Origin of the sequence: Pantoea sp. AS-PWVM4 (genome assembly GCF_000468095.1) — a bacterium.
In the GTDB taxonomy this organism is placed as follows: Bacteria; Pseudomonadota; Gammaproteobacteria; order Enterobacterales; family Enterobacteriaceae; genus Pantoea; species Pantoea phytobeneficialis.
On the sequence record NZ_ASZC01000002.1, the window covers coordinates 474,360 to 489,495 of the forward strand.

General features: G+C 48.5%; 29 protein-coding genes and 1 pseudogene. 16 read left to right on the forward strand and 14 right to left on the reverse strand.

Features of this window, described 5'->3' with window-relative positions; all coding sequences use genetic code 11:
• Positions 1 to 40: 40 nt before the first annotated feature.
• The 11 genes from L579_RS02365 to L579_RS02410 all read right to left on the reverse strand — a co-directional run bounded on the left by L579_RS02365 (position 41) and on the right by L579_RS02410 (position 4,797).
• Positions 41 to 385, reverse strand: coding sequence for a hypothetical protein (locus L579_RS02365; protein WP_021182677.1), 345 nt, complete (start codon positions 383 to 385; stop codon positions 41 to 43).
• Positions 378 to 770, reverse strand: a complete 393-nt coding sequence (locus tag L579_RS02370) for a hypothetical protein (RefSeq protein WP_036624642.1) — start codon at positions 768 to 770, stop codon at positions 378 to 380. The genes L579_RS02365 and L579_RS02370 overlap by 8 nt, the downstream gene beginning before the upstream one ends.
• Positions 763 to 1,392 carry a phage-related protein gene (locus L579_RS02375; protein WP_021182679.1) on the reverse strand — a complete coding sequence of 210 codons (630 nt, stop codon included), beginning with the start codon at positions 1,390 to 1,392 and terminating at the stop codon, positions 763 to 765. Before L579_RS02375 ends, L579_RS02370 begins: the two co-directional genes overlap by 8 nt.
• Positions 1,385 to 1,741, reverse strand: a complete 357-nt coding sequence (locus tag L579_RS02380) for a hypothetical protein (protein WP_036624646.1) — start codon at positions 1,739 to 1,741, stop codon at positions 1,385 to 1,387. The genes L579_RS02375 and L579_RS02380 overlap by 8 nt, the downstream gene beginning before the upstream one ends.
• The gene (locus tag L579_RS02385; RefSeq protein WP_021182680.1) at positions 1,734 to 1,961 is read right to left on the reverse strand and encodes a hypothetical protein; all 228 of its coding nucleotides are present in this window, start codon (positions 1,959 to 1,961) and stop codon (positions 1,734 to 1,736) included. Before L579_RS02385 ends, L579_RS02380 begins: the two co-directional genes overlap by 8 nt.
• A complete protein-coding gene (locus L579_RS02390) occupies positions 1,958 to 2,251 on the reverse strand; it encodes a hypothetical protein (protein WP_036624649.1) in 294 nt (97 codons plus the stop codon). The genes L579_RS02385 and L579_RS02390 overlap by 4 nt, the downstream gene beginning before the upstream one ends.
• Positions 2,251 to 2,688, reverse strand: a complete 438-nt coding sequence (locus tag L579_RS02395; RefSeq protein ID WP_021182682.1) for a hypothetical protein — start codon at positions 2,686 to 2,688, stop codon at positions 2,251 to 2,253. Before L579_RS02395 ends, L579_RS02390 begins: the two co-directional genes overlap by 1 nt.
• Positions 2,689 to 2,698: 10 nt before the next feature.
• Positions 2,699 to 2,860: a DUF1317 family protein gene (locus L579_RS02400; RefSeq protein WP_021182683.1), complete on the reverse strand. Its 162-nt coding sequence runs from the start codon at positions 2,858 to 2,860 to the stop codon at positions 2,699 to 2,701.
• 411 nt (positions 2,861 to 3,271) lie between these two features.
• On the reverse strand, positions 3,272 to 3,667 hold the full coding sequence (locus L579_RS02405) for a hypothetical protein (protein ID WP_036624652.1): 396 nt from the start codon (positions 3,665 to 3,667) through the stop codon (positions 3,272 to 3,274).
• Positions 3,668 to 3,849: 182 nt separating this feature from the next.
• Positions 3,850 to 3,972: a hypothetical protein gene (locus L579_RS24255; RefSeq protein WP_021182684.1), complete on the reverse strand. Its 123-nt coding sequence runs from the start codon at positions 3,970 to 3,972 to the stop codon at positions 3,850 to 3,852.
• A gap of 153 nt (positions 3,973 to 4,125) precedes the next feature.
• The gene (locus L579_RS02410) at positions 4,126 to 4,797 is read right to left on the reverse strand and encodes a LexA family transcriptional regulator (protein ID WP_235056552.1); all 672 of its coding nucleotides are present in this window, start codon (positions 4,795 to 4,797) and stop codon (positions 4,126 to 4,128) included.
• A gap of 133 nt (positions 4,798 to 4,930) precedes the next feature.
• Here L579_RS02410 and L579_RS23135 point away from each other — a divergent pair, with 133 nt between their 5' ends.
• The 12 genes and pseudogenes from L579_RS23135 to L579_RS02460 all read left to right on the forward strand — a co-directional run bounded on the left by L579_RS23135 (position 4,931) and on the right by L579_RS02460 (position 11,098).
• Entirely contained in the window at positions 4,931 to 5,161 is a 231-nt protein-coding gene (locus tag L579_RS23135; RefSeq protein WP_071783556.1) for a transcriptional regulator, read from the forward strand.
• A gap of 31 nt (positions 5,162 to 5,192) precedes the next feature.
• Positions 5,193 to 5,729 carry a YmfL family putative regulatory protein gene (locus tag L579_RS02415; RefSeq protein WP_036624824.1) on the forward strand — a complete coding sequence of 179 codons (537 nt, stop codon included), beginning with the start codon at positions 5,193 to 5,195 and terminating at the stop codon, positions 5,727 to 5,729.
• Between the two features lie 274 nt (positions 5,730 to 6,003).
• Positions 6,004 to 6,186, forward strand: a complete 183-nt coding sequence (locus L579_RS23140; protein ID WP_071783557.1) for a DUF4222 domain-containing protein — start codon at positions 6,004 to 6,006, stop codon at positions 6,184 to 6,186.
• Positions 6,176 to 6,712 (forward strand): annotated as a pseudogene (locus L579_RS24300) (helix-turn-helix domain-containing protein); the annotation flags it as partial. The gene L579_RS23140 and the pseudogene L579_RS24300, both read left to right, overlap by 11 nt.
• 359 nt (positions 6,713 to 7,071) lie before the next feature.
• A complete protein-coding gene (locus L579_RS02430) occupies positions 7,072 to 7,485 on the forward strand; it encodes a hypothetical protein (protein ID WP_036624658.1) in 414 nt (137 codons plus the stop codon).
• On the forward strand, positions 7,482 to 7,604 hold the full coding sequence (locus L579_RS24260) for a hypothetical protein (RefSeq protein WP_021182689.1): 123 nt from the start codon (positions 7,482 to 7,484) through the stop codon (positions 7,602 to 7,604). Before L579_RS02430 ends, L579_RS24260 begins: the two co-directional genes overlap by 4 nt.
• On the forward strand, positions 7,601 to 8,431 hold the full coding sequence (locus L579_RS02435; protein ID WP_021182690.1) for a ParB/RepB/Spo0J family partition protein: 831 nt from the start codon (positions 7,601 to 7,603) through the stop codon (positions 8,429 to 8,431). The genes L579_RS24260 and L579_RS02435 overlap by 4 nt, the downstream gene beginning before the upstream one ends.
• Complete coding sequence (locus tag L579_RS22975) at positions 8,428 to 8,940, forward strand: KilA-N domain-containing protein (RefSeq protein ID WP_051337929.1); 513 nt, start codon at positions 8,428 to 8,430, stop codon at positions 8,938 to 8,940. The genes L579_RS02435 and L579_RS22975 overlap by 4 nt, the downstream gene beginning before the upstream one ends.
• Entirely contained in the window at positions 8,937 to 9,359 is a 423-nt protein-coding gene (locus L579_RS02445) for an HNH endonuclease (RefSeq protein WP_036624661.1), read from the forward strand. The genes L579_RS22975 and L579_RS02445 overlap by 4 nt, the downstream gene beginning before the upstream one ends.
• The gene (locus L579_RS02450; RefSeq protein WP_021182691.1) at positions 9,356 to 9,721 is read left to right on the forward strand and encodes a RusA family crossover junction endodeoxyribonuclease; all 366 of its coding nucleotides are present in this window, start codon (positions 9,356 to 9,358) and stop codon (positions 9,719 to 9,721) included. The genes L579_RS02445 and L579_RS02450 overlap by 4 nt, the downstream gene beginning before the upstream one ends.
• A complete protein-coding gene (locus L579_RS02455; protein ID WP_021182692.1) occupies positions 9,718 to 10,761 on the forward strand; it encodes a DUF968 domain-containing protein in 1,044 nt (347 codons plus the stop codon). The genes L579_RS02450 and L579_RS02455 overlap by 4 nt, the downstream gene beginning before the upstream one ends.
• Positions 10,754 to 11,098 carry an antiterminator Q family protein gene (locus tag L579_RS02460; protein WP_036624664.1) on the forward strand — a complete coding sequence of 115 codons (345 nt, stop codon included), beginning with the start codon at positions 10,754 to 10,756 and terminating at the stop codon, positions 11,096 to 11,098. The genes L579_RS02455 and L579_RS02460 overlap by 8 nt, the downstream gene beginning before the upstream one ends.
• Before the next feature lie 20 nt (positions 11,099 to 11,118).
• Here L579_RS02460 and L579_RS02465 read toward each other — a convergent pair whose 3' ends face one another.
• Both L579_RS02465 and L579_RS02470 read right to left on the reverse strand, forming a co-directional pair.
• On the reverse strand, positions 11,119 to 11,661 hold the full coding sequence (locus tag L579_RS02465) for a hypothetical protein (protein ID WP_036624666.1): 543 nt from the start codon (positions 11,659 to 11,661) through the stop codon (positions 11,119 to 11,121).
• Entirely contained in the window at positions 11,648 to 12,574 is a 927-nt protein-coding gene (locus tag L579_RS02470) for a hypothetical protein (protein WP_021182693.1), read from the reverse strand. Before L579_RS02470 ends, L579_RS02465 begins: the two co-directional genes overlap by 14 nt.
• A gap of 460 nt (positions 12,575 to 13,034) precedes the next feature.
• On the opposite strand from L579_RS02470, the gene L579_RS02475 reads away from it, so the two are divergent.
• The 4 genes from L579_RS02475 (at position 13,035) to L579_RS02490 (ending at position 14,603) form a co-directional block, all read left to right on the forward strand.
• Entirely contained in the window at positions 13,035 to 13,394 is a 360-nt protein-coding gene (locus tag L579_RS02475; protein WP_021182694.1) for a phage holin, lambda family, read from the forward strand.
• Positions 13,381 to 13,806: a lysozyme gene (locus L579_RS02480; RefSeq protein ID WP_021182695.1), complete on the forward strand. Its 426-nt coding sequence runs from the start codon at positions 13,381 to 13,383 to the stop codon at positions 13,804 to 13,806. Before L579_RS02475 ends, L579_RS02480 begins: the two co-directional genes overlap by 14 nt.
• On the forward strand, positions 13,803 to 14,258 hold the full coding sequence (locus tag L579_RS02485) for a hypothetical protein (protein ID WP_021182696.1): 456 nt from the start codon (positions 13,803 to 13,805) through the stop codon (positions 14,256 to 14,258). The genes L579_RS02480 and L579_RS02485 overlap by 4 nt, the downstream gene beginning before the upstream one ends.
• A gap of 126 nt (positions 14,259 to 14,384) precedes the next feature.
• Positions 14,385 to 14,603, forward strand: a complete 219-nt coding sequence (locus tag L579_RS02490; RefSeq protein ID WP_021182697.1) for a hypothetical protein — start codon at positions 14,385 to 14,387, stop codon at positions 14,601 to 14,603.
• Positions 14,604 to 14,738: 135 nt separating this feature from the next.
• On the opposite strand, the gene L579_RS02495 is transcribed toward L579_RS02490, so the two are convergent.
• Entirely contained in the window at positions 14,739 to 14,996 is a 258-nt protein-coding gene (locus tag L579_RS02495; protein WP_036624669.1) for a biofilm development regulator YmgB/AriR family protein, read from the reverse strand.
• Positions 14,997 to 15,136: the final 140 nt, after the last annotated feature.

Consider the following 15,136-nt stretch of genomic DNA (forward strand, 5'->3'; position numbering starts at 1 on the left):
ACCTGACCTGCTGCAACAGGGAAGTAATTATCGTGACATGTCACGATGGTATTTTTAATTTCAATTCATGCCAGCCGCGAGTTAGCCAGCAAGCGTTTTCACCTCTAAAGCAACATTCAGTAACCGGCAACTGATCACCACAGCGGCCACAATTACGTTTATTCAGTTCTGCCACCTGTTGATTAAGTTGGGCGTTATCGATACGAATAAGCGTGGTGATGTACTCATACAGCTCATATGGTTCACGCCCAGGGCGACGACCGGCGCAATTCTGCGCCAGCATTTCGAGTTCCTGATTATCGAGCACAAGCTCAAGTTTCTTATCACCGGCAGTGGCCTGACGTGCGCGCTGTTCCTGTTTGCGTTCTGCGGGTGACTTAGCCATGACCGAGCACCCACTGATTATTTACATGCACCGCAAGGGGATAAGAGGTATCCGGTAACACTAAATCCTCAACCACTTCCCCGGTTTCAACAAAATAGTAATGGCTGTCCGTGATGTTGTTGATGAAGTGGGCTTCCCGCTCTTTCTCAGGCATCGCATTAAGAATCCGCAATGCTTTCTTTCCGACAGGTCGATAATCGGGAGTGGCCCCAACGAGTTTCGCAGCAGCATAGTTGTGATGCCCGTCCATCAAGACGGTGTATTGCTTTCCGCGCAACACAATTGGATATACAGCCACAATGAAGCGCTTAAACCGGGAGGCTTTGTCTAAAACCTTTGCCCTGTTGATGTAACGCTGGCAACTGATCAAATCCCCCTTAATCATGGCTGCCACCCTCCACACGCTTAAACTCAATAACCCACACCCAAGGGTTAGCCTGCCAGCTTTCCTCTCCGTAGATGGATTCCCATACGTGATGAAAGTGCTCATGAGGTGTAGCGCTGTACATGTAACCGGGAATTGAGTCATGACCACCTAAGCAACCTTCAGCAATTGCGTCCCGCTCCGTCATATCACGCAACCGCTCCACACGAACGCCGGTAATCTCCAGCGTTATGCGGGAATATTTGCGGCGCATATGAAGTGATGGCGTCCATTTCATCGGGTGCGGCTTGCCGTTGCAGTCATACAAACGCACCGCGTCAGGCTTAGATGCGCGATAAACAAGCTGTTCATGAGGTGCGCCGCCAACTGAGCGGATTTCAAATCCGAACGTCTCACGCACCCACAGGCGATCACCTACTGCACCGAACGGGCAGGCATGCCAATAATCACCGCCATTCTCACAATCTTCTGACCACGGCCAGTTGCTACCATCATCACGCTCCGCAATTTCAGTAGCGCGAGTAGTGCGCCGCCAGTCAATCAACCGGCGCGTCTGCGTCTTGCTGCCGTTCAGAACTGCCCGAACCATGTCGGCGTTGAAAATCATTCCGCGTTCACGCATGGTCCACCTCCCGATGTTTTGCTATCGCTTCCTCAATGGTTGGGTGGCGTTCAAACATTCTGCCTTCCCGCTGCCTTTTAAACAGAACCAGCTTCACCATGCCGGGTCCGGACGGGCAAATTTCAAAGCGAATACAGCGGTCGTGCGCCAAAATCACCGCCTTAGTCAGCCCATCAAAATCAAATGTCGCTGCATTAAAACTGCGAGTGTTGAGTTCAATGCCACGCGAAAAAGGCTTTACCGTTCCGCACAAGTGATTACCACCGCCCATAATGTCGCAAAGCATCTGGAAGCATGAAAACTGGTCCTCGGTCATCCATTCCTTGCGATAGAATTCGTGGTCACGCATGGTTCACCGCCTTTTCTTCCATCGACCATGCGTTAGCTAATGCCTGAGTTACCTGGTGGAAATCATGTTTAACTACCACTTCGGAAAAGGAACCGTCAGCATCAACCGTTTCAATCCTGGTGTAATTGCCGCCACGAGCAGAATCAGGGCTAAATTGCGTCACAGCGTTGGTTTCAATGATGGTAGGGCCATCAAGCGTAAACATTTTCAGCTTAATCACTCATCACCCTCCAACTTGTTGCCGCACAGCGGGCAATACGTCATTTTCAGCGAGCACTCTTTACGGGTGAAATTCTTAGCCAACTCCCCGTTTTTCTTTTTCAGGCGATAAGCAAGTCGGTACCTGAGCATGACATGTACCCCGGAATTCTTTCCGAATGACATAACTTGGTTGTCCCAACCACACCCATCCCATGAAGAACCTAATTCACTGCCTTCCGGGACGCCTTCCATCAGATGCGCGTGTAGCTTTTCATTTGCCTGATCCAGGCAGTTGCATTTGGTAGGCATCAGTGGACCTCAGTTGGCTGATTGGCGCGTAACAGGTCCATCTCCAGTTGGGAGATGAGATTGAGGCAGTGCGAAACACCTGGCTGCTGGTGGTTTGCCCGGAGCTGGACGTATTTATGCGTTTGCCCGACTGCCTGAGCGTTCAGCTCTTTAATCCACAGGTCTGAAGTAGGGGTGATCATCGCTTCGTTAAGGTCAGCGATGAGGCTGTCATGATCACCTACAGACTGGAGCGCTTTGATAGCGCCGGGAATCAGCGCATTAAGTCGCAGGACTTCACCGGCCATGACGTTAGCGCGGGTGTTTGCGACATCGAGACGGGTAGCGAGGTCACTAATCATCTTCGCGATGTCGATCAGTGCGGTTTCAACGGTCAGTGCCTTTGAAAATTCGTGAGCAGCTTTAACCACTTCTCTGTTTGATTTTGTGTTGTGCATGCTGGTGGCCTCAGTGAATGGTGCGGTTAGCATTATTCAGGCGTTCAGCTTCTTTCTGTGCCGCCAGCGGGTTGCTGATGATTGAGCCGTCAGGCATAACCCAGCCACCCAGGATGATGCTGTAGGGAAGGGTGATAATCCCGACAACGATGTGATCGTTTGGATGCTGCATATATCTCTCCATACCGTTTTTTGGTTGCACGAATCCCTTGCCGGTATTGGCAATAAAGCAAAAAGGGATTCATTCAAATTGGCAGGTGAGCACTGCAACACTCACCGCCGCTACTCCATACCTGAAAGGATGTGTGGTGCCGGGTGCCTCCCGGTGCCCTGTGTAAGCTGACAAAGTGCAGGGCGGTGACTGATAGTATTGACGCACCTGATACTAAGGTGATTGTCAGTTTTACCGCGAGCGCTGAGCCGCATTCACCACAACGGTAAGAGCACTGTCAGGGTGCTTCAGGCGCTATACCCGCCATCGGCCAATGCTCTTGCCTGTTGTGTGCCGGAATGTTTCACGGCGACTTACCTTTGTTGAATAACCCGCCTTGCGGCGAGTTAATTCAAAAACTGAGATTGCTGCTTAATTGACTTTTGTCGCCTGAATAGTGGCGCTACCCACATTGTTGCTACACGAATCGTCACTAATGAAAGCCTGGAATGTTGCAGTAGGCTGTGTAACCGTGACGGTAGTCGGTGAGCTGCTGACTGTTGCACCCCAGCGCGCATTACCCATACCACCTTGCAAAAACACACGATCAATAGGGCAACCAGTGCCGCCCTGGCAGTTCATGGTGTTAGATGACAAAGAAAAGGTGTAAGTACCCTGACTCAGACTGAACAGAATAGGGGTACCTTTTTGAATCTGGGTATTACTGAGCGGTGGGTAAATGCAGTTGCTGATAGCACTGACATTAAACGTTTCAGCCTGGCTACCAAACGACAGCAAACCTAGGAGAAACAGGGCCTTTAATTTCATGAAAATTCCTCTTTGATTTATAAACGAACTCAATTACCACAAAAATCAAGGGCACTTACTCCACGTCTCTAAAGCGTTCGAAAACACCCGTTTTGCAAATGCCCTTGTCGTTGTGAAAAAAGGGGCGGTTAAACCAGAGCAATCACCAGAGAAACCGCCAAACAACTACTTGCTCAAAGCGCCTAACACTCCACCGTCACTACACACAGATCACCATCACAAATCAGCTCAGCCTCAGGGAACAGTCTCAGGAAGGTGAGTAAGTCGGCCAGGCTGGTGTTCGCCATGTTCTTTACCATCTTCATCTGATGTTCCTCAGAAATCGCTCGATAGGGTGATTAAACTATATGTTTATAAATGAGTCAACTATGAGTTGATAAATATTTTGTTTACTTCGAGGGGCCAGGCTTCAGGCATAAAAAAACCGGCACTTGGCCGGTTTATTCATTGATTCGGGACTATTCTTTGCCAACGTCATCGGCAGAAATAAAACGTGTTGCTTTGATTATTCCTGAGACAAAGTGGATTTTTTCTACTTGGTTAACTGGTAAGGTGAAGGGCTTATGATCGTTGTTTATGCTCGTGAATTGGTAATCACCTGCGCGATTGTAATTGAGAATCTTGATCATGTTGTGACCATCTGAAGTTCTAATGAATACTTCATCACCAGGGTGAACCTTCGTGTTTGGTTCGATCACTACAAACTCACCTGATTGGATACGGGGCCACATGCTATCCCCTCGAACCCTCAAGCCATAAGCTTCACGGTCATCGCTATAAATTCTAAGCCAACCGGCGTGAAACTCCATCATATCAATAAGCCCATCCATGCCCAGAACAGCATCACCTTTAACGGGGATAACCCCATTCATGATGTTGCCAACTACTTCAACCTCGTTTGCAGGTTTCTGGTGTGGTGTTGAATACATCTGCTCACTTTCACCAAGAACCCAGGATAAATCCAAACCCGTAGCCGCCGAAATTTTTATGGCCGAATCTTTACCAATTTCTCCGCGCTTAAACCAGTTATTAACCGCTTGAGGTGAAACCCCCGCAATCCTCGCAAGGTCCGCTTTACTCAAATTTGCAGCCTTCAGCAGCTCATCCAGCCTTGTCGTCGCCTTACTCATAAGTGGTATCGCACTGTTCATATTCAAAACTCGATTGTAAACGTTCTGTTTACATAGGGGAATAAACACATAGTTGACTGCACTGTAAACTTATTGTTTAATGTTCCTGTCAAATATAAACCGGAGATGAATAATGGAAGCTTTGAACAAAGCGATTAAAGCGGCAGGTTCCGCGCGCGCTTTGGCTCTGAAACTTGGTGTATCTCCAATGACTGTAAGTTACTGGCAGAGCCGCTCATCAGGGGTAGTACCTGCTGAGCGAGTCATCAGCATCTTCCAGATCACTGGTGTGACACCTCATGAACTTAGGCCCGATTTGTATCCAAGCCCATCTGATGGTGTGGCTGATGTTAAACAACTCTAACAAACCCAGTAACTACCAAAGGAAAACCGAAATGGTAGACACACTTAAAACAGCAATCCGCCTGATGTGCAAAGCTCACCCCGCTGGCCGATTGGGCATGGCTAAAGGCTTAGGCATGTCCATTGATCAGTTTCACAACCACCTTTACCGAAAGTGCCAGAGTCGTTTTTTCACGGTTGATGAGCTGATGAAGATGGAAGACCTGTCGCGCACTAACCACCTGGCTGAATACTTTGCCGCTCGTCGTCGCCTGACGCTGGTGGACATCTCATCAGTGCAGAACGTGGACAAGGTTGATCTCTTTGACATCGAACTGAAAACCAGTGCAGCCGCTGGTGAGCTTGCGACCGCCAAACTTGCAGCCGTGTCAGATGGTGTGATCGACAACCACGAACGCAAAACCCTTTCCGAGCTTTTTAACAAAAAAATCCGTCATCAGATTCACGGCTTTATGGGCTTTCTTGCGCTCTATGGCGTGGGTGTCTCGGATCATTCGGTGGATATGTTTGTAGCGAGCAATCGCAAAGCAGAGATGGCGGGAATGCATTTTGAGTCGCCGGAGGCGTGATGAAAGTTTTGACAGCGTCAGAAAGGTTGACGCCCGAGGTTGCAGCCCCAGGCGTCGGTTTGCGAGTAAATCAACTGGTATGGAGAGTTAATCGCATGAACATTTTACGCAGAAATAAGCCATCAGTGCAATTTCGCTGCCGTTTGGTAGCTGGTGCGCTGGTGTTTGAACAGAGATTACCCGCTGCTGGTGGACCCGGCAACTACCAGGAAGTGAGCATGATGGTAGTTCAGACCGAGTGGAATGATTTTTATCGTAAGCCGGAGACAGAGCATTGCGAATCCTCGACCGACGATTTACCGACAAGCGGGGCGTTCCCGTCAAAGTCATCCGCTGGGAGCCTGAATCAAACCGGGTTATCTACCTTCGCGAAAACTACGAACATGGCGAGTGCTTCAGCCCTCTTGACCAGTTCCAGCGTTACTTCAGGGAAATAGGGGTCAGGGATGAGCGTTAAATTATCTGCATACGTCTGGGACGGATGTGCCGCATCGGGGATGAAGATCACCAGCGTAGCCATCATGGCGCGCCTGGCTGACTTCTCCAGCGATGAGGGGCTTTGCTGGCCTTCTATCGCGACTATCGCCCGTCAAATTGGCGCTGGCCCGAGCACTGTCCGTACCTCACTGAGAAAGCTGGAAAGCGAAGGCTGGCTTACCACCACGCCGCGCCGCAAGGGCAACCGCAATAACTCCAACATGTACCAGTTGAACGTTAAGAAGCTGCGCGAAGCTGCTGCGCTTCACCTGTCAGAATCTGACGCATCAGAATCTGACACATCAAAATCTGACGCGTCAAAATCCGGTGCATCAGTTTCTGACGCATCAAAATCTGATGCACCAGAATCCGACAAAAACACAGGTTTTCACCCGCCAGAATCTGGCGACGATCCGTCAGTAAATTCAAAACATGATCCATCAAGTAAAAAACCTGTTGGTCAACTGGCTGCGCCAGCCGACGAGCAGCAACCAAAAATGGATTACCAGTCCGTTATCGAGGCTTATCACGAAATCCTGCCAGAGATGGCAAAAGTGCTGGAGCTGACAACCGGACGCCGCGACAAGCTGCGTAGCCTCTGGCGCAAATTCGATTTCACGCAAGACCGTTGGATTGCTTACCTGCGTTACATCGCGAAGCACTGCCGCTGGATGTGTGAGAACCGCGCTGACAACGCATCAGGCCGCACCTGGCGCAAAAAGAATTTCGATTACCTGATCACCGAACGTTGTTACCTGTCGGTCAAGGAAGAGCGCGCCAACGACCTGCCAAAGACTGGCGGTCAGCGTGATGTTAACCAAACCGCGAGTGTTGATTATGCGCATCCAGACGGCTGGCGGGGGGAATGATGAACACAGAAACGTTGATTCTGACTCACCTGATGAGTTTTCCCGGTCAGACCCCTGCGCAGATTGCCAATGCAATCGGACGCACCCGCAGCACTGTTGGCGCATCTCTGCCAGTGATGGTTGCTGTTGGTGATATCTGGAGTGATGCCGAAGCCCGTTACTACACCGCAGAGCCAGCAGGCGAGGGTGATGAGAAATACATTGCGCTTTGTGACGAGGCATATCGCCTTCAAGAGCGGAATTTATGGAACCCAGCCGCGCACGTCTGGCATCAGGCCCAAGAGGCAACACTCAAGCCGGGGCTACGCGAGAAGGCACGAATCAAGGCAATCCTGTGTGTCGAGAGGGCCAGAGAGAAAGACCCTCGACCTGGTCCTGATCCTTTCTGCCGCAGGGGTAACTTCCGATGAAAGCAGCCATACAGCGCCACTGGCGGCGCAATGAAGATTTCTACCGTGGAGCACGTCCTGCGGTCCTGATGATAACCGGTCTGATTTTTGCCCTGGCATGGGAGCTGACACACCAATGAGTAATTTACTTCAGGTTTATAAAAACAAAGACGACAACGAAACAAACATCACTGTCCGCAAAACTTACCTGCTGGGCGTGGATGAACTCTACATCGAGCCGGGTTACAACGTCCGAGAGATTGACCAGACACACGTTGAAGAATTCCGCGACGCGTTTATCGCCGGTGAGCACGTTCCGCCGCTGACCGTTCAGGTGACAGAGCAGGGCGTTAAGATTATCGACGGCCATCACCGCTGGCACGGCGCGAAGCTGGCACAGGCAGCAGGCCATGAAATCCGCCTGGAGTGCAAAGACTTTGTAGGCAGTGAAGCCGATCGCATTGCATTCATGGTCACAAGCAGCCAGGGCAGGGCACTGGAACCGCTGGAACGTGCCGCCGCGTATCAGCGCATGATCAATCAGGGCTGGGAACCGGCAGAAATTGCGAAGAAAGTTAAGCGCTCAGTGGCAGATGTCGATCATCACCTCCAGTTACTTACTGTGGGTGACGGCCTGATCGCTATGGTCAAAACCGGGGAAGTTGCCGCGACGACCGCTGTAGCAATGGTCCGGGAGCATGGAGCCAAAGCCGAGACGGTAGCCAGAACCCAACTGGAGAAGGCCAAAGCCAGTGGCAAGAAGAAGCTGACCCGTTCCGCTGCTATCCCTGAGTTCAGCCCCATTCGAGCGCGTAGACTACTGGAAATAATTTTCCACAATGCAGTTTCATCTGCGGATGAGGGAAAACTGATTCTTTCTCTGCCACTCGAATATCAAAGAGAAATTGAGCTAATCATCTGTGAATTCCATGACTTTCTGAAATCAGAAAAAGGGGAGTGTCAATGAGTGCTATTGATTTCTATTCGGATTTGAATGATGCAAAGGGCCACCTGCATGAAATGGCTGATGCAATTAGCTCTATCAAAGTTAACGATGAAAACAGCTTATTGCTACGTGATTACGCAGAAGAAAACGTAAGCCTTGCCTACTGCATATTGGAAGAATTGCTTCATGATAATAACCGTCATAGCAATGAATTGATAATCAATGGTGTTGTCATCAATAAATTCGAGGACAAGTTGTATTGTGCTAATGATCTTCACAAAGCCAGCGGAAATGAAAACAGGCACCGACCACAGTATTTTCTAAGCACTCATACTGCTAAGACAATTATCACTTCTTTGCCTGGTGAATCATGGACAAAAGTTCATATCATCAAAGGCGGTTCAGTTCAGGGCACCTATGCTTGCCGGGAGCTGCTTTTCGCCTACGCAATGTGGATTAATCCTGAACTGTTTGTCCGAGTCCTTCGTGAGCTTCATTTGGTTGATGCAATTAAGAAGGGAGCTAAATGAAATTAACCCCTAAACAGCGCGCTGAATTGCGCATGAAATTTGGTGGCCGGTGCGCTTATTGCGGTTGTGATTTGCCTGAAAAGGGCTGGCACGCTGACCACGTAGAGGCGGCGTTGCGCAAGTGGGGGTTTGGCCCCCGCCAGGCAGATGGCACACGAAGAACGGTTGCCACTGGCGAGCACTGGAAGCCCGAAAACGATGTTATGGAAAACCTGTTTCCGGCGTGCGCACCGTGCAACCTCTTCAAAGCCACATTCAGCCTTGAAGGATTCCGGGAGCAAATCGCAGAGCAGGCAGAACGGGCGAGACAATACAGTGTTAATTTTCGTACAGCCGAGAGATTCCGGCAGATTCAGGTAACTGCATCACCGATTGTTTTCTGGTTTGAACGATACCAGCAGCAGGAGGGCGCGGCATGAAGTTAACCCTGCCATTCCCTCCAACAGTAAACACCTACTGGCGTAACACGCCAAAGGGAGTATTAATCAGCGCCTCCGGGCGCTCTTTCCGTTCCAGTGCGATTTACAGCGTGCTGGAGCAGTTAAAGCGCCGCCCCAAGCCGATCACTACTGACGTTCAGGTGAATGTGATCCTGTACCCGCCAACCCGATTAAGGCGCGACCTGGACAACTACCAGAAAGCGCTATTCGACAGCCTGACGCATGCCGGTGTCTGGAAAGACGACAGCCAGATTAAGCGAATCATCATTGAGTGGGGGCCGATCATCAAAGGCGGCAAAGCTGAAGTGACGATCACTGACTATCAGGCGGTGGCTGCATGAGGGCATTGTTAACACCTGAGCTGGTTCCGCGCATTGGGGTTGTGCTGTTTAAGCCCGGCAAAGATTTGCATTCGCTGTTCCGTGGACGCGTCCTGATCAGCACCCCAACATCAGAAATGGCCGACCTGCCATCAGGCTTAATCAACGACAGCAGCCAGCCATTACTGGACGAAAAATCACTGGCAGGATTCTTTAATGATGACCGGGTAATCAAAGCTGCTGGTGGCTGGGAAGTGCATGACGCGTGGGTGCAAAAAATTAACGCCTGCCAGCTTCAGAAAAAGGATTCCTATCATCATCCGCATTACACTACCTTGCGCACCGAATCGGGAACGGTTTGCCTGTGTTATCACGATGATAATTACTGCCGTGAGAATGGCTTACCTGAATCACTTGAAAGTGTTGCCGCTGGTAATCTGGCGCGGTGGATTATCGAATCCGCCTGTATTCAGATGGGGTTAGGTTCAGACCATCGGATGACATTACCAGAGCTGTGCTGGTGGGCCTGTCTTAATGACGTTACGGACCTGATACCTGAAGCACCAGCGCGCCGTGTGCTGCGTATGCCAGAAGAGAAACCGGCTACAGGAGCACTGAAGGAATCACGCATCCAGCCGGAACGGGCTGCACGGGAAGTGATACAGGAAGCGGCAGAGGTGGTTAAAGCCGTCATCAGCCTGGCTATCGACCCGGAATCACCGGAATCATTCATGAAGCGGCCAAAGCGCCGCCGACTGGAAAACGAGAAGTACACACGGTGGGTAAAAGCGCAGCCATGCGCCTGCTGTAATAAACCAGCAGATGACCCGCACCACATCATCGGACACGGACAGGGAGGAATGGGAACCAAGGCACACGATTTGTTTGTGATACCGCTTTGCAGGGCGCATCACGACGAACTCCACCGTGACCCGGTGGCATTCGAAAACAAATACGGGGGCCAGACAGAACTGCTGTTCAGATTCCTTGATCGCACCATAGGCATCGGCGTGATCGGGATAGCGAAAAATAAAACGGTATGGAGAAATAACGATGCGTGACATGACACATGTTTTAGATTGCTGGGGGGCGTGGGCGGCTGCGGAAAGTAGTGGAGTTGATTGGCAGCCAATTGCCGCTGGATTCAAAGGACTTCTGCCTCATGGGAAAAGCTCACGTATTCAGTGCAACGATGATGAAGGTATAATGATTGATAGTTGTGTTGCTAGATTAAGAAAATACAAACCAGATGAGTTTGAATTGATCATTGCACATTTTGTTATTGGGATATCATTGCGAACGATAGCTAAAAAAAGAAAGTGTTCGGATGGAACTATTAGGAAAGAGTTACAGGCAGCAATGGGATTTATAGATGGTTGCTTGAGTATGCTATATTAAGCATGTGATGAAAAAGGCGGTCACTTCCCGCCTTTTTGTTTCAGGAAGACCTTTATATTATCCCTTATAATAATCAATGAGTGGAGCATGAAGAATATGGTTAATATGGCAAGCCACACACAGAAAAGACATGCATAGAAGTTAGTGGATAAGCCTAGCGTAAATTGAGATATGGCCGTTGTAATTGAAAGCCAGATGGATGTGTTTATGAATGCAGATAAATTATCAAGAGGCTTAAATAATTCGCCCTCATCTATGGAGTCAACGTCAATGCCAGTTGCATGGCTAAATGTTTCTCTGTATTCTTTGGTTCCAAAAACCTTTTCTTTTAAATTTACTATAACAAAAGTATGAAGACTCAACAAGAAAGAACCAACAGATATAAACCCAGAAAAAAGATAACCTCTTAAATTTTTATGGTGGAACTCAAAGAATTTAGAGTTTAACTCTGGGGAGTTTTTATAAAGCATAATGAGTCCTAGCAATGCCAGGACAGAAAGCAAGGCAAGAAAAATGTATTGATAACGTATCCTCTGCGACAATATCCAGTCATATAAAAACATTTTTGTTTTTACCATTCATTATTTGGTCCTTTATTATATCAATTACTTCACTGGAAGAATAGTTGTCATTTGTCAAACCATCAACTTTATCTGCGATAAGGTCGAAATCATACTCATCGAAGAACGTTGGGCAATTCATAACATCAATAAACCTCTCATTATCATTATAGTCTAAAGCTACAACCTTAGCTTTCAGGATGTTACTGACAGAACCATATGCATCTGATATAAGTCGCCCAATGTTACTTGTTTTTGATCTTGATGCATTATCAATAGAGAAATTAATGTCAATATTCTTCGTTATGGTTTCAATTGCTGACATAGGCTTTTGTTCAAATTGTAAGTGCGAAAATCGGAAGGATGCGGATTTTATTTTTTTGAACTGAGCCAGAATGGCCTCAATACTGCTTTGAGTAGTGAGTATTTTGAAATTAAATCTTTCTTTATATTTCTTATTTACCGCAATAACATCTTTTTTCTTTGGTTTTTCACCTAATGCATCTATTTCTTTTTTATTCACACTTCTTATGTAATCATTAGAGATGGTTTGAAAGTTAGAAAAAAGTGAGTTTATTGAGCATGACGAGTGGTGGTAGAGATAGAGTCCTTTCAAATTTGATTTTTTAAGGCAGAAAAAGTTAAAAGATACCAACTTTTCACTACCTTTAAGGTCTTCCACCTTAAGTCTAAATTTCCCCCCGCTAAACGTAGACTTACAGTTTTTCTTCTGGTTGCGATATGTCAAAACCATCCCGACATAATAGTCAGGTTCCTCTGACATTAGAATTTGGCGAGAGGAATCAGTATATGAATGAACACGGCGTGATGCCTGGATAAATGCGGCCAATACATCGCCTGTCTTAATGAATTGATTTGGGTTTTCTATTTCAAATCCAATGCTTTTTACTTTCATTTCAGTGCCTTACTGTTTTCTGGTCGTTTATTTTTTATTGAAATCAGATAATACTGAAAAATTAATAAAAAATCACTAATGCGTACGCAAAAAAGGATGTAGTGTGATAAGAGTCGTTACTACGCAGTACTGCTTATCATCGAAACCTCGCCAACTGGCGGTTTTTTTGTTTTGTGCTTCTCCATTCCACACAATACCAAAGGCGCTAAAGCATGACGGGTTCATAGCCCAACCCATCTTGATAGCTGCAACTATCCAGCGCCTTTCATATTGTGGCGAATCCACAACAGCATTATCCCTGCGGCTGACGAGCCAGGTTATCAACGCCGATGCGCGGCAGGGTATTAATAACACGCTAATGCAGCGGGGTAGCGCCCGCACCTTTTTCAGATGCCAGCCATTGAGCTGGCTTTTTTGTTTTCTGACTACAGACAGCCACCCCAACAAGCGGGAGGTGGAGATGAAGCGCATGCCGGAAAAAGACGTTGGGTTTTGGGCCAGCCTGATCGCCTGGTTGGTCGCCCACAAAAACGAATCAGGCTATGCCGGTCTGGCGGGCGTTATGGCGATCCTGAGAGCAACTTACATTGGCAAAGATACATGGCCCCGTCGTCTTCTGGATGCCGCGATGTGTAGCATCTTTGCTTTTTTCCTACAGCCGACGCTACAGGTGATCGGCTCAGTATTTAACTGGAACTTCAGCGCTGGTGCGACACAGGTCGCGGCTGTGTTCCTCGGGTTCCTCGGTGTTGACTGGCTCTCGACGAAGCTGCGCCGGTTAATTGATAAGCGATTTGGAGATGCCAGTGAAAACCAGTAACGCCGGAATGGAATTGATTAAACGCTCCGAGGGTCTGGAGCTGAAGGCTTACCGTGACAGTGTTGGCGTTCTTACGATTGGCTATGGTCACACTTTCGGTGTGAAGCCTGATGATGTGGTTACACCATTGCAGGCTGAGAAATTCCTTCGTGATGATCTGTCGGTTGCCGAGTTAACGGTAAACACCAGCGTTAAGGTGAAGATCACGCAGGGCCAGTTTGACGCGATGGTGTCATTCGTATTCAACCTGGGCGCTGGCAACTTTGTTAAATCCACCCTGCTGAGAAAGCTCAACGCCGGGGATTACAAAGGTGCTGCGGCTGAGTTTGGGAAGTGGACCTTTGCAGGCAAAAAAGAGCTTCCCGGATTGGTTCGCCGCCGCGCAGCAGAAAAGGGGATGTTTGAGACATGAGCATCATCAACTTCATCAAAAATTATTCTCACTTCATCATCATTGGCCTGGTATGTGTCTGCCTGTGGGGACTTAACGCCCGTAACTCACAGCTGTCAGCAACCAATGACCGGCTAGAAAAACTGACTGACAGCAAAGACAGCCAGATCAACGATCTCCGCTCCAAGAATGACGACCTCGCATCAAGCGTTAATGACCTGGTAAAAGCAGTGAACCAGCAGAACGCCGTGATGAGCGAGGTAGCAGAACAGCGCGCCGTTACCGCAGAGCAGAATAGGAAATTACAGAATGAAATTAAGCGCTATCTCGCAGCGGATAAATGCGCTGCTGCTCCTGTTGACAGTCGCGCTGTTGAGCGGTTGCGGGACGCGGCAAAGTCAGCCAGTGGTGGAGTACCGGACAATCAGCCAGCCCCGGTTAAACCTGCCAGCGGAACTGACAAGCCCGATTGAAGCTCCCGAGCCAAAACCTGGCCTTTTGTATGGCGACAGCGTTGAACTAAACGCGTTGCTTTATGGCGTTGTGAAGCAATGCAACATCGACCGGGCTGGTATCCGCAAGATAGAGGCAGGGCAAAAATGAAAATCCTCGAATGGCTTAAAAGCCAGTTCACTAAACCCAAAGAAGAGAAAAGCGAAATGCCTGATGAAAATGAAGTAGCACAGACTGAGCAACCGGCAGTAACTGACAACACCGATGTGGTCCTGGCAAAACTCAAAGAGCTGGTGGTAGCTGCTGGCGATAAGGCGCATACGGTGATTGATGACCTGATCGCCGTGGTGAAAAAGCTGGTGTAGTCATCACAAGGCGCATTCTTGCGAGTGCGTCTGATGATGTAAAAAAAGCCCCCTGGACAGAAGGGGGCTAACCAATTGAGGGAAGGGATCGAAATTCCGTTTTATATTTACGGATAAATTATAGTACACAGGAACTCAGTTGATGGTGTCATCCGGGGTTAGTTGGACGACCATCTCAAGAGCTTGACGATAGACATCAAGCTTTATCACATCTTTTTCGGCCTCAAGCTTTTCAAGTAAGGAATGGATGATGTCTTTGTTGCCAACAACCGCCTTACGAGAGGATAAATCCTGATAAATCTCTACTAACACAGCTTTCTCGCTTACGAATTGTGAATCCATACTTTGTAAGTAAACTGAGAGCTGAGATTGCATCGGTGTTATCTGGTCCATCTTAAGCCTCAAGTGTGTGGCTGCTTAAAGAAGCATACCGCGCTGTGGGAATAGTAAGTTTAGCTGTGTATCTGTTAGTCGTTCAAAAAATAGCCTCTGAAGGTGAAAATCCGCAACACCTTCAGAGGCGATGCAAAGCA

What these genes read in the sequence shown, in the direction of transcription:
- L579_RS02365 (WP_021182677.1), bottom strand. Translation starts at nt 385, where the DNA reads ATGGCTAAGTCACCCGCAGAACGCAAACAGGAACAGCGCGCACGTCAG.
- L579_RS02430 (WP_036624658.1), top strand. Translation starts at nt 7,072, where the DNA reads ATGATGAACACAGAAACGTTGATTCTGACTCACCTGATGAGTTTTCCC.
- L579_RS02445 (WP_036624661.1), top strand. Translation starts at nt 8,937, where the DNA reads ATGAAATTAACCCCTAAACAGCGCGCTGAATTGCGCATGAAATTTGGT.
- L579_RS22975 (WP_051337929.1), top strand. Translation starts at nt 8,428, where the DNA reads ATGAGTGCTATTGATTTCTATTCGGATTTGAATGATGCAAAGGGCCAC.
- L579_RS02405 (WP_036624652.1), bottom strand. Translation starts at nt 3,667, where the DNA reads ATGAAATTAAAGGCCCTGTTTCTCCTAGGTTTGCTGTCGTTTGGTAGC.
- L579_RS02460 (WP_036624664.1), top strand. Translation starts at nt 10,754, where the DNA reads ATGCGTGACATGACACATGTTTTAGATTGCTGGGGGGCGTGGGCGGCT.
- L579_RS02390 (WP_036624649.1), bottom strand. Translation starts at nt 2,251, where the DNA reads ATGCCTACCAAATGCAACTGCCTGGATCAGGCAAATGAAAAGCTACAC.
- L579_RS24255 (WP_021182684.1), bottom strand. Translation starts at nt 3,972, where the DNA reads ATGAAGATGGTAAAGAACATGGCGAACACCAGCCTGGCCGACTTACTC.
- L579_RS02465 (WP_036624666.1), bottom strand. Translation starts at nt 11,661, where the DNA reads ATGTTTTTATATGACTGGATATTGTCGCAGAGGATACGTTATCAATAC.
- L579_RS02475 (WP_021182694.1), top strand. Translation starts at nt 13,035, where the DNA reads ATGAAGCGCATGCCGGAAAAAGACGTTGGGTTTTGGGCCAGCCTGATC.
- L579_RS02470 (WP_021182693.1), bottom strand. Translation starts at nt 12,574, where the DNA reads ATGAAAGTAAAAAGCATTGGATTTGAAATAGAAAACCCAAATCAATTC.
- L579_RS23135 (WP_071783556.1), top strand. Translation starts at nt 4,931, where the DNA reads ATGGAAGCTTTGAACAAAGCGATTAAAGCGGCAGGTTCCGCGCGCGCT.
- L579_RS02370 (WP_036624642.1), bottom strand. Translation starts at nt 770, where the DNA reads ATGATTAAGGGGGATTTGATCAGTTGCCAGCGTTACATCAACAGGGCA.
- L579_RS02415 (WP_036624824.1), top strand. Translation starts at nt 5,193, where the DNA reads ATGGTAGACACACTTAAAACAGCAATCCGCCTGATGTGCAAAGCTCAC.
- L579_RS02450 (WP_021182691.1), top strand. Translation starts at nt 9,356, where the DNA reads ATGAAGTTAACCCTGCCATTCCCTCCAACAGTAAACACCTACTGGCGT.
- L579_RS24260 (WP_021182689.1), top strand. Translation starts at nt 7,482, where the DNA reads ATGAAAGCAGCCATACAGCGCCACTGGCGGCGCAATGAAGATTTCTAC.
- L579_RS02375 (WP_021182679.1), bottom strand. Translation starts at nt 1,392, where the DNA reads ATGCGTGAACGCGGAATGATTTTCAACGCCGACATGGTTCGGGCAGTT.
- L579_RS02490 (WP_021182697.1), top strand. Translation starts at nt 14,385, where the DNA reads ATGAAAATCCTCGAATGGCTTAAAAGCCAGTTCACTAAACCCAAAGAA.
- L579_RS02435 (WP_021182690.1), top strand. Translation starts at nt 7,601, where the DNA reads ATGAGTAATTTACTTCAGGTTTATAAAAACAAAGACGACAACGAAACA.
- L579_RS02380 (WP_036624646.1), bottom strand. Translation starts at nt 1,741, where the DNA reads ATGCGTGACCACGAATTCTATCGCAAGGAATGGATGACCGAGGACCAG.
- L579_RS02395 (WP_021182682.1), bottom strand. Translation starts at nt 2,688, where the DNA reads ATGCACAACACAAAATCAAACAGAGAAGTGGTTAAAGCTGCTCACGAA.
- L579_RS02410 (WP_235056552.1), bottom strand. Translation starts at nt 4,797, where the DNA reads ATGAGTAAGGCGACGACAAGGCTGGATGAGCTGCTGAAGGCTGCAAAT.
- L579_RS02400 (WP_021182683.1), bottom strand. Translation starts at nt 2,860, where the DNA reads ATGCAGCATCCAAACGATCACATCGTTGTCGGGATTATCACCCTTCCC.
- L579_RS02455 (WP_021182692.1), top strand. Translation starts at nt 9,718, where the DNA reads ATGAGGGCATTGTTAACACCTGAGCTGGTTCCGCGCATTGGGGTTGTG.
- L579_RS02485 (WP_021182696.1), top strand. Translation starts at nt 13,803, where the DNA reads ATGAGCATCATCAACTTCATCAAAAATTATTCTCACTTCATCATCATT.
- L579_RS02495 (WP_036624669.1), bottom strand. Translation starts at nt 14,996, where the DNA reads ATGGACCAGATAACACCGATGCAATCTCAGCTCTCAGTTTACTTACAA.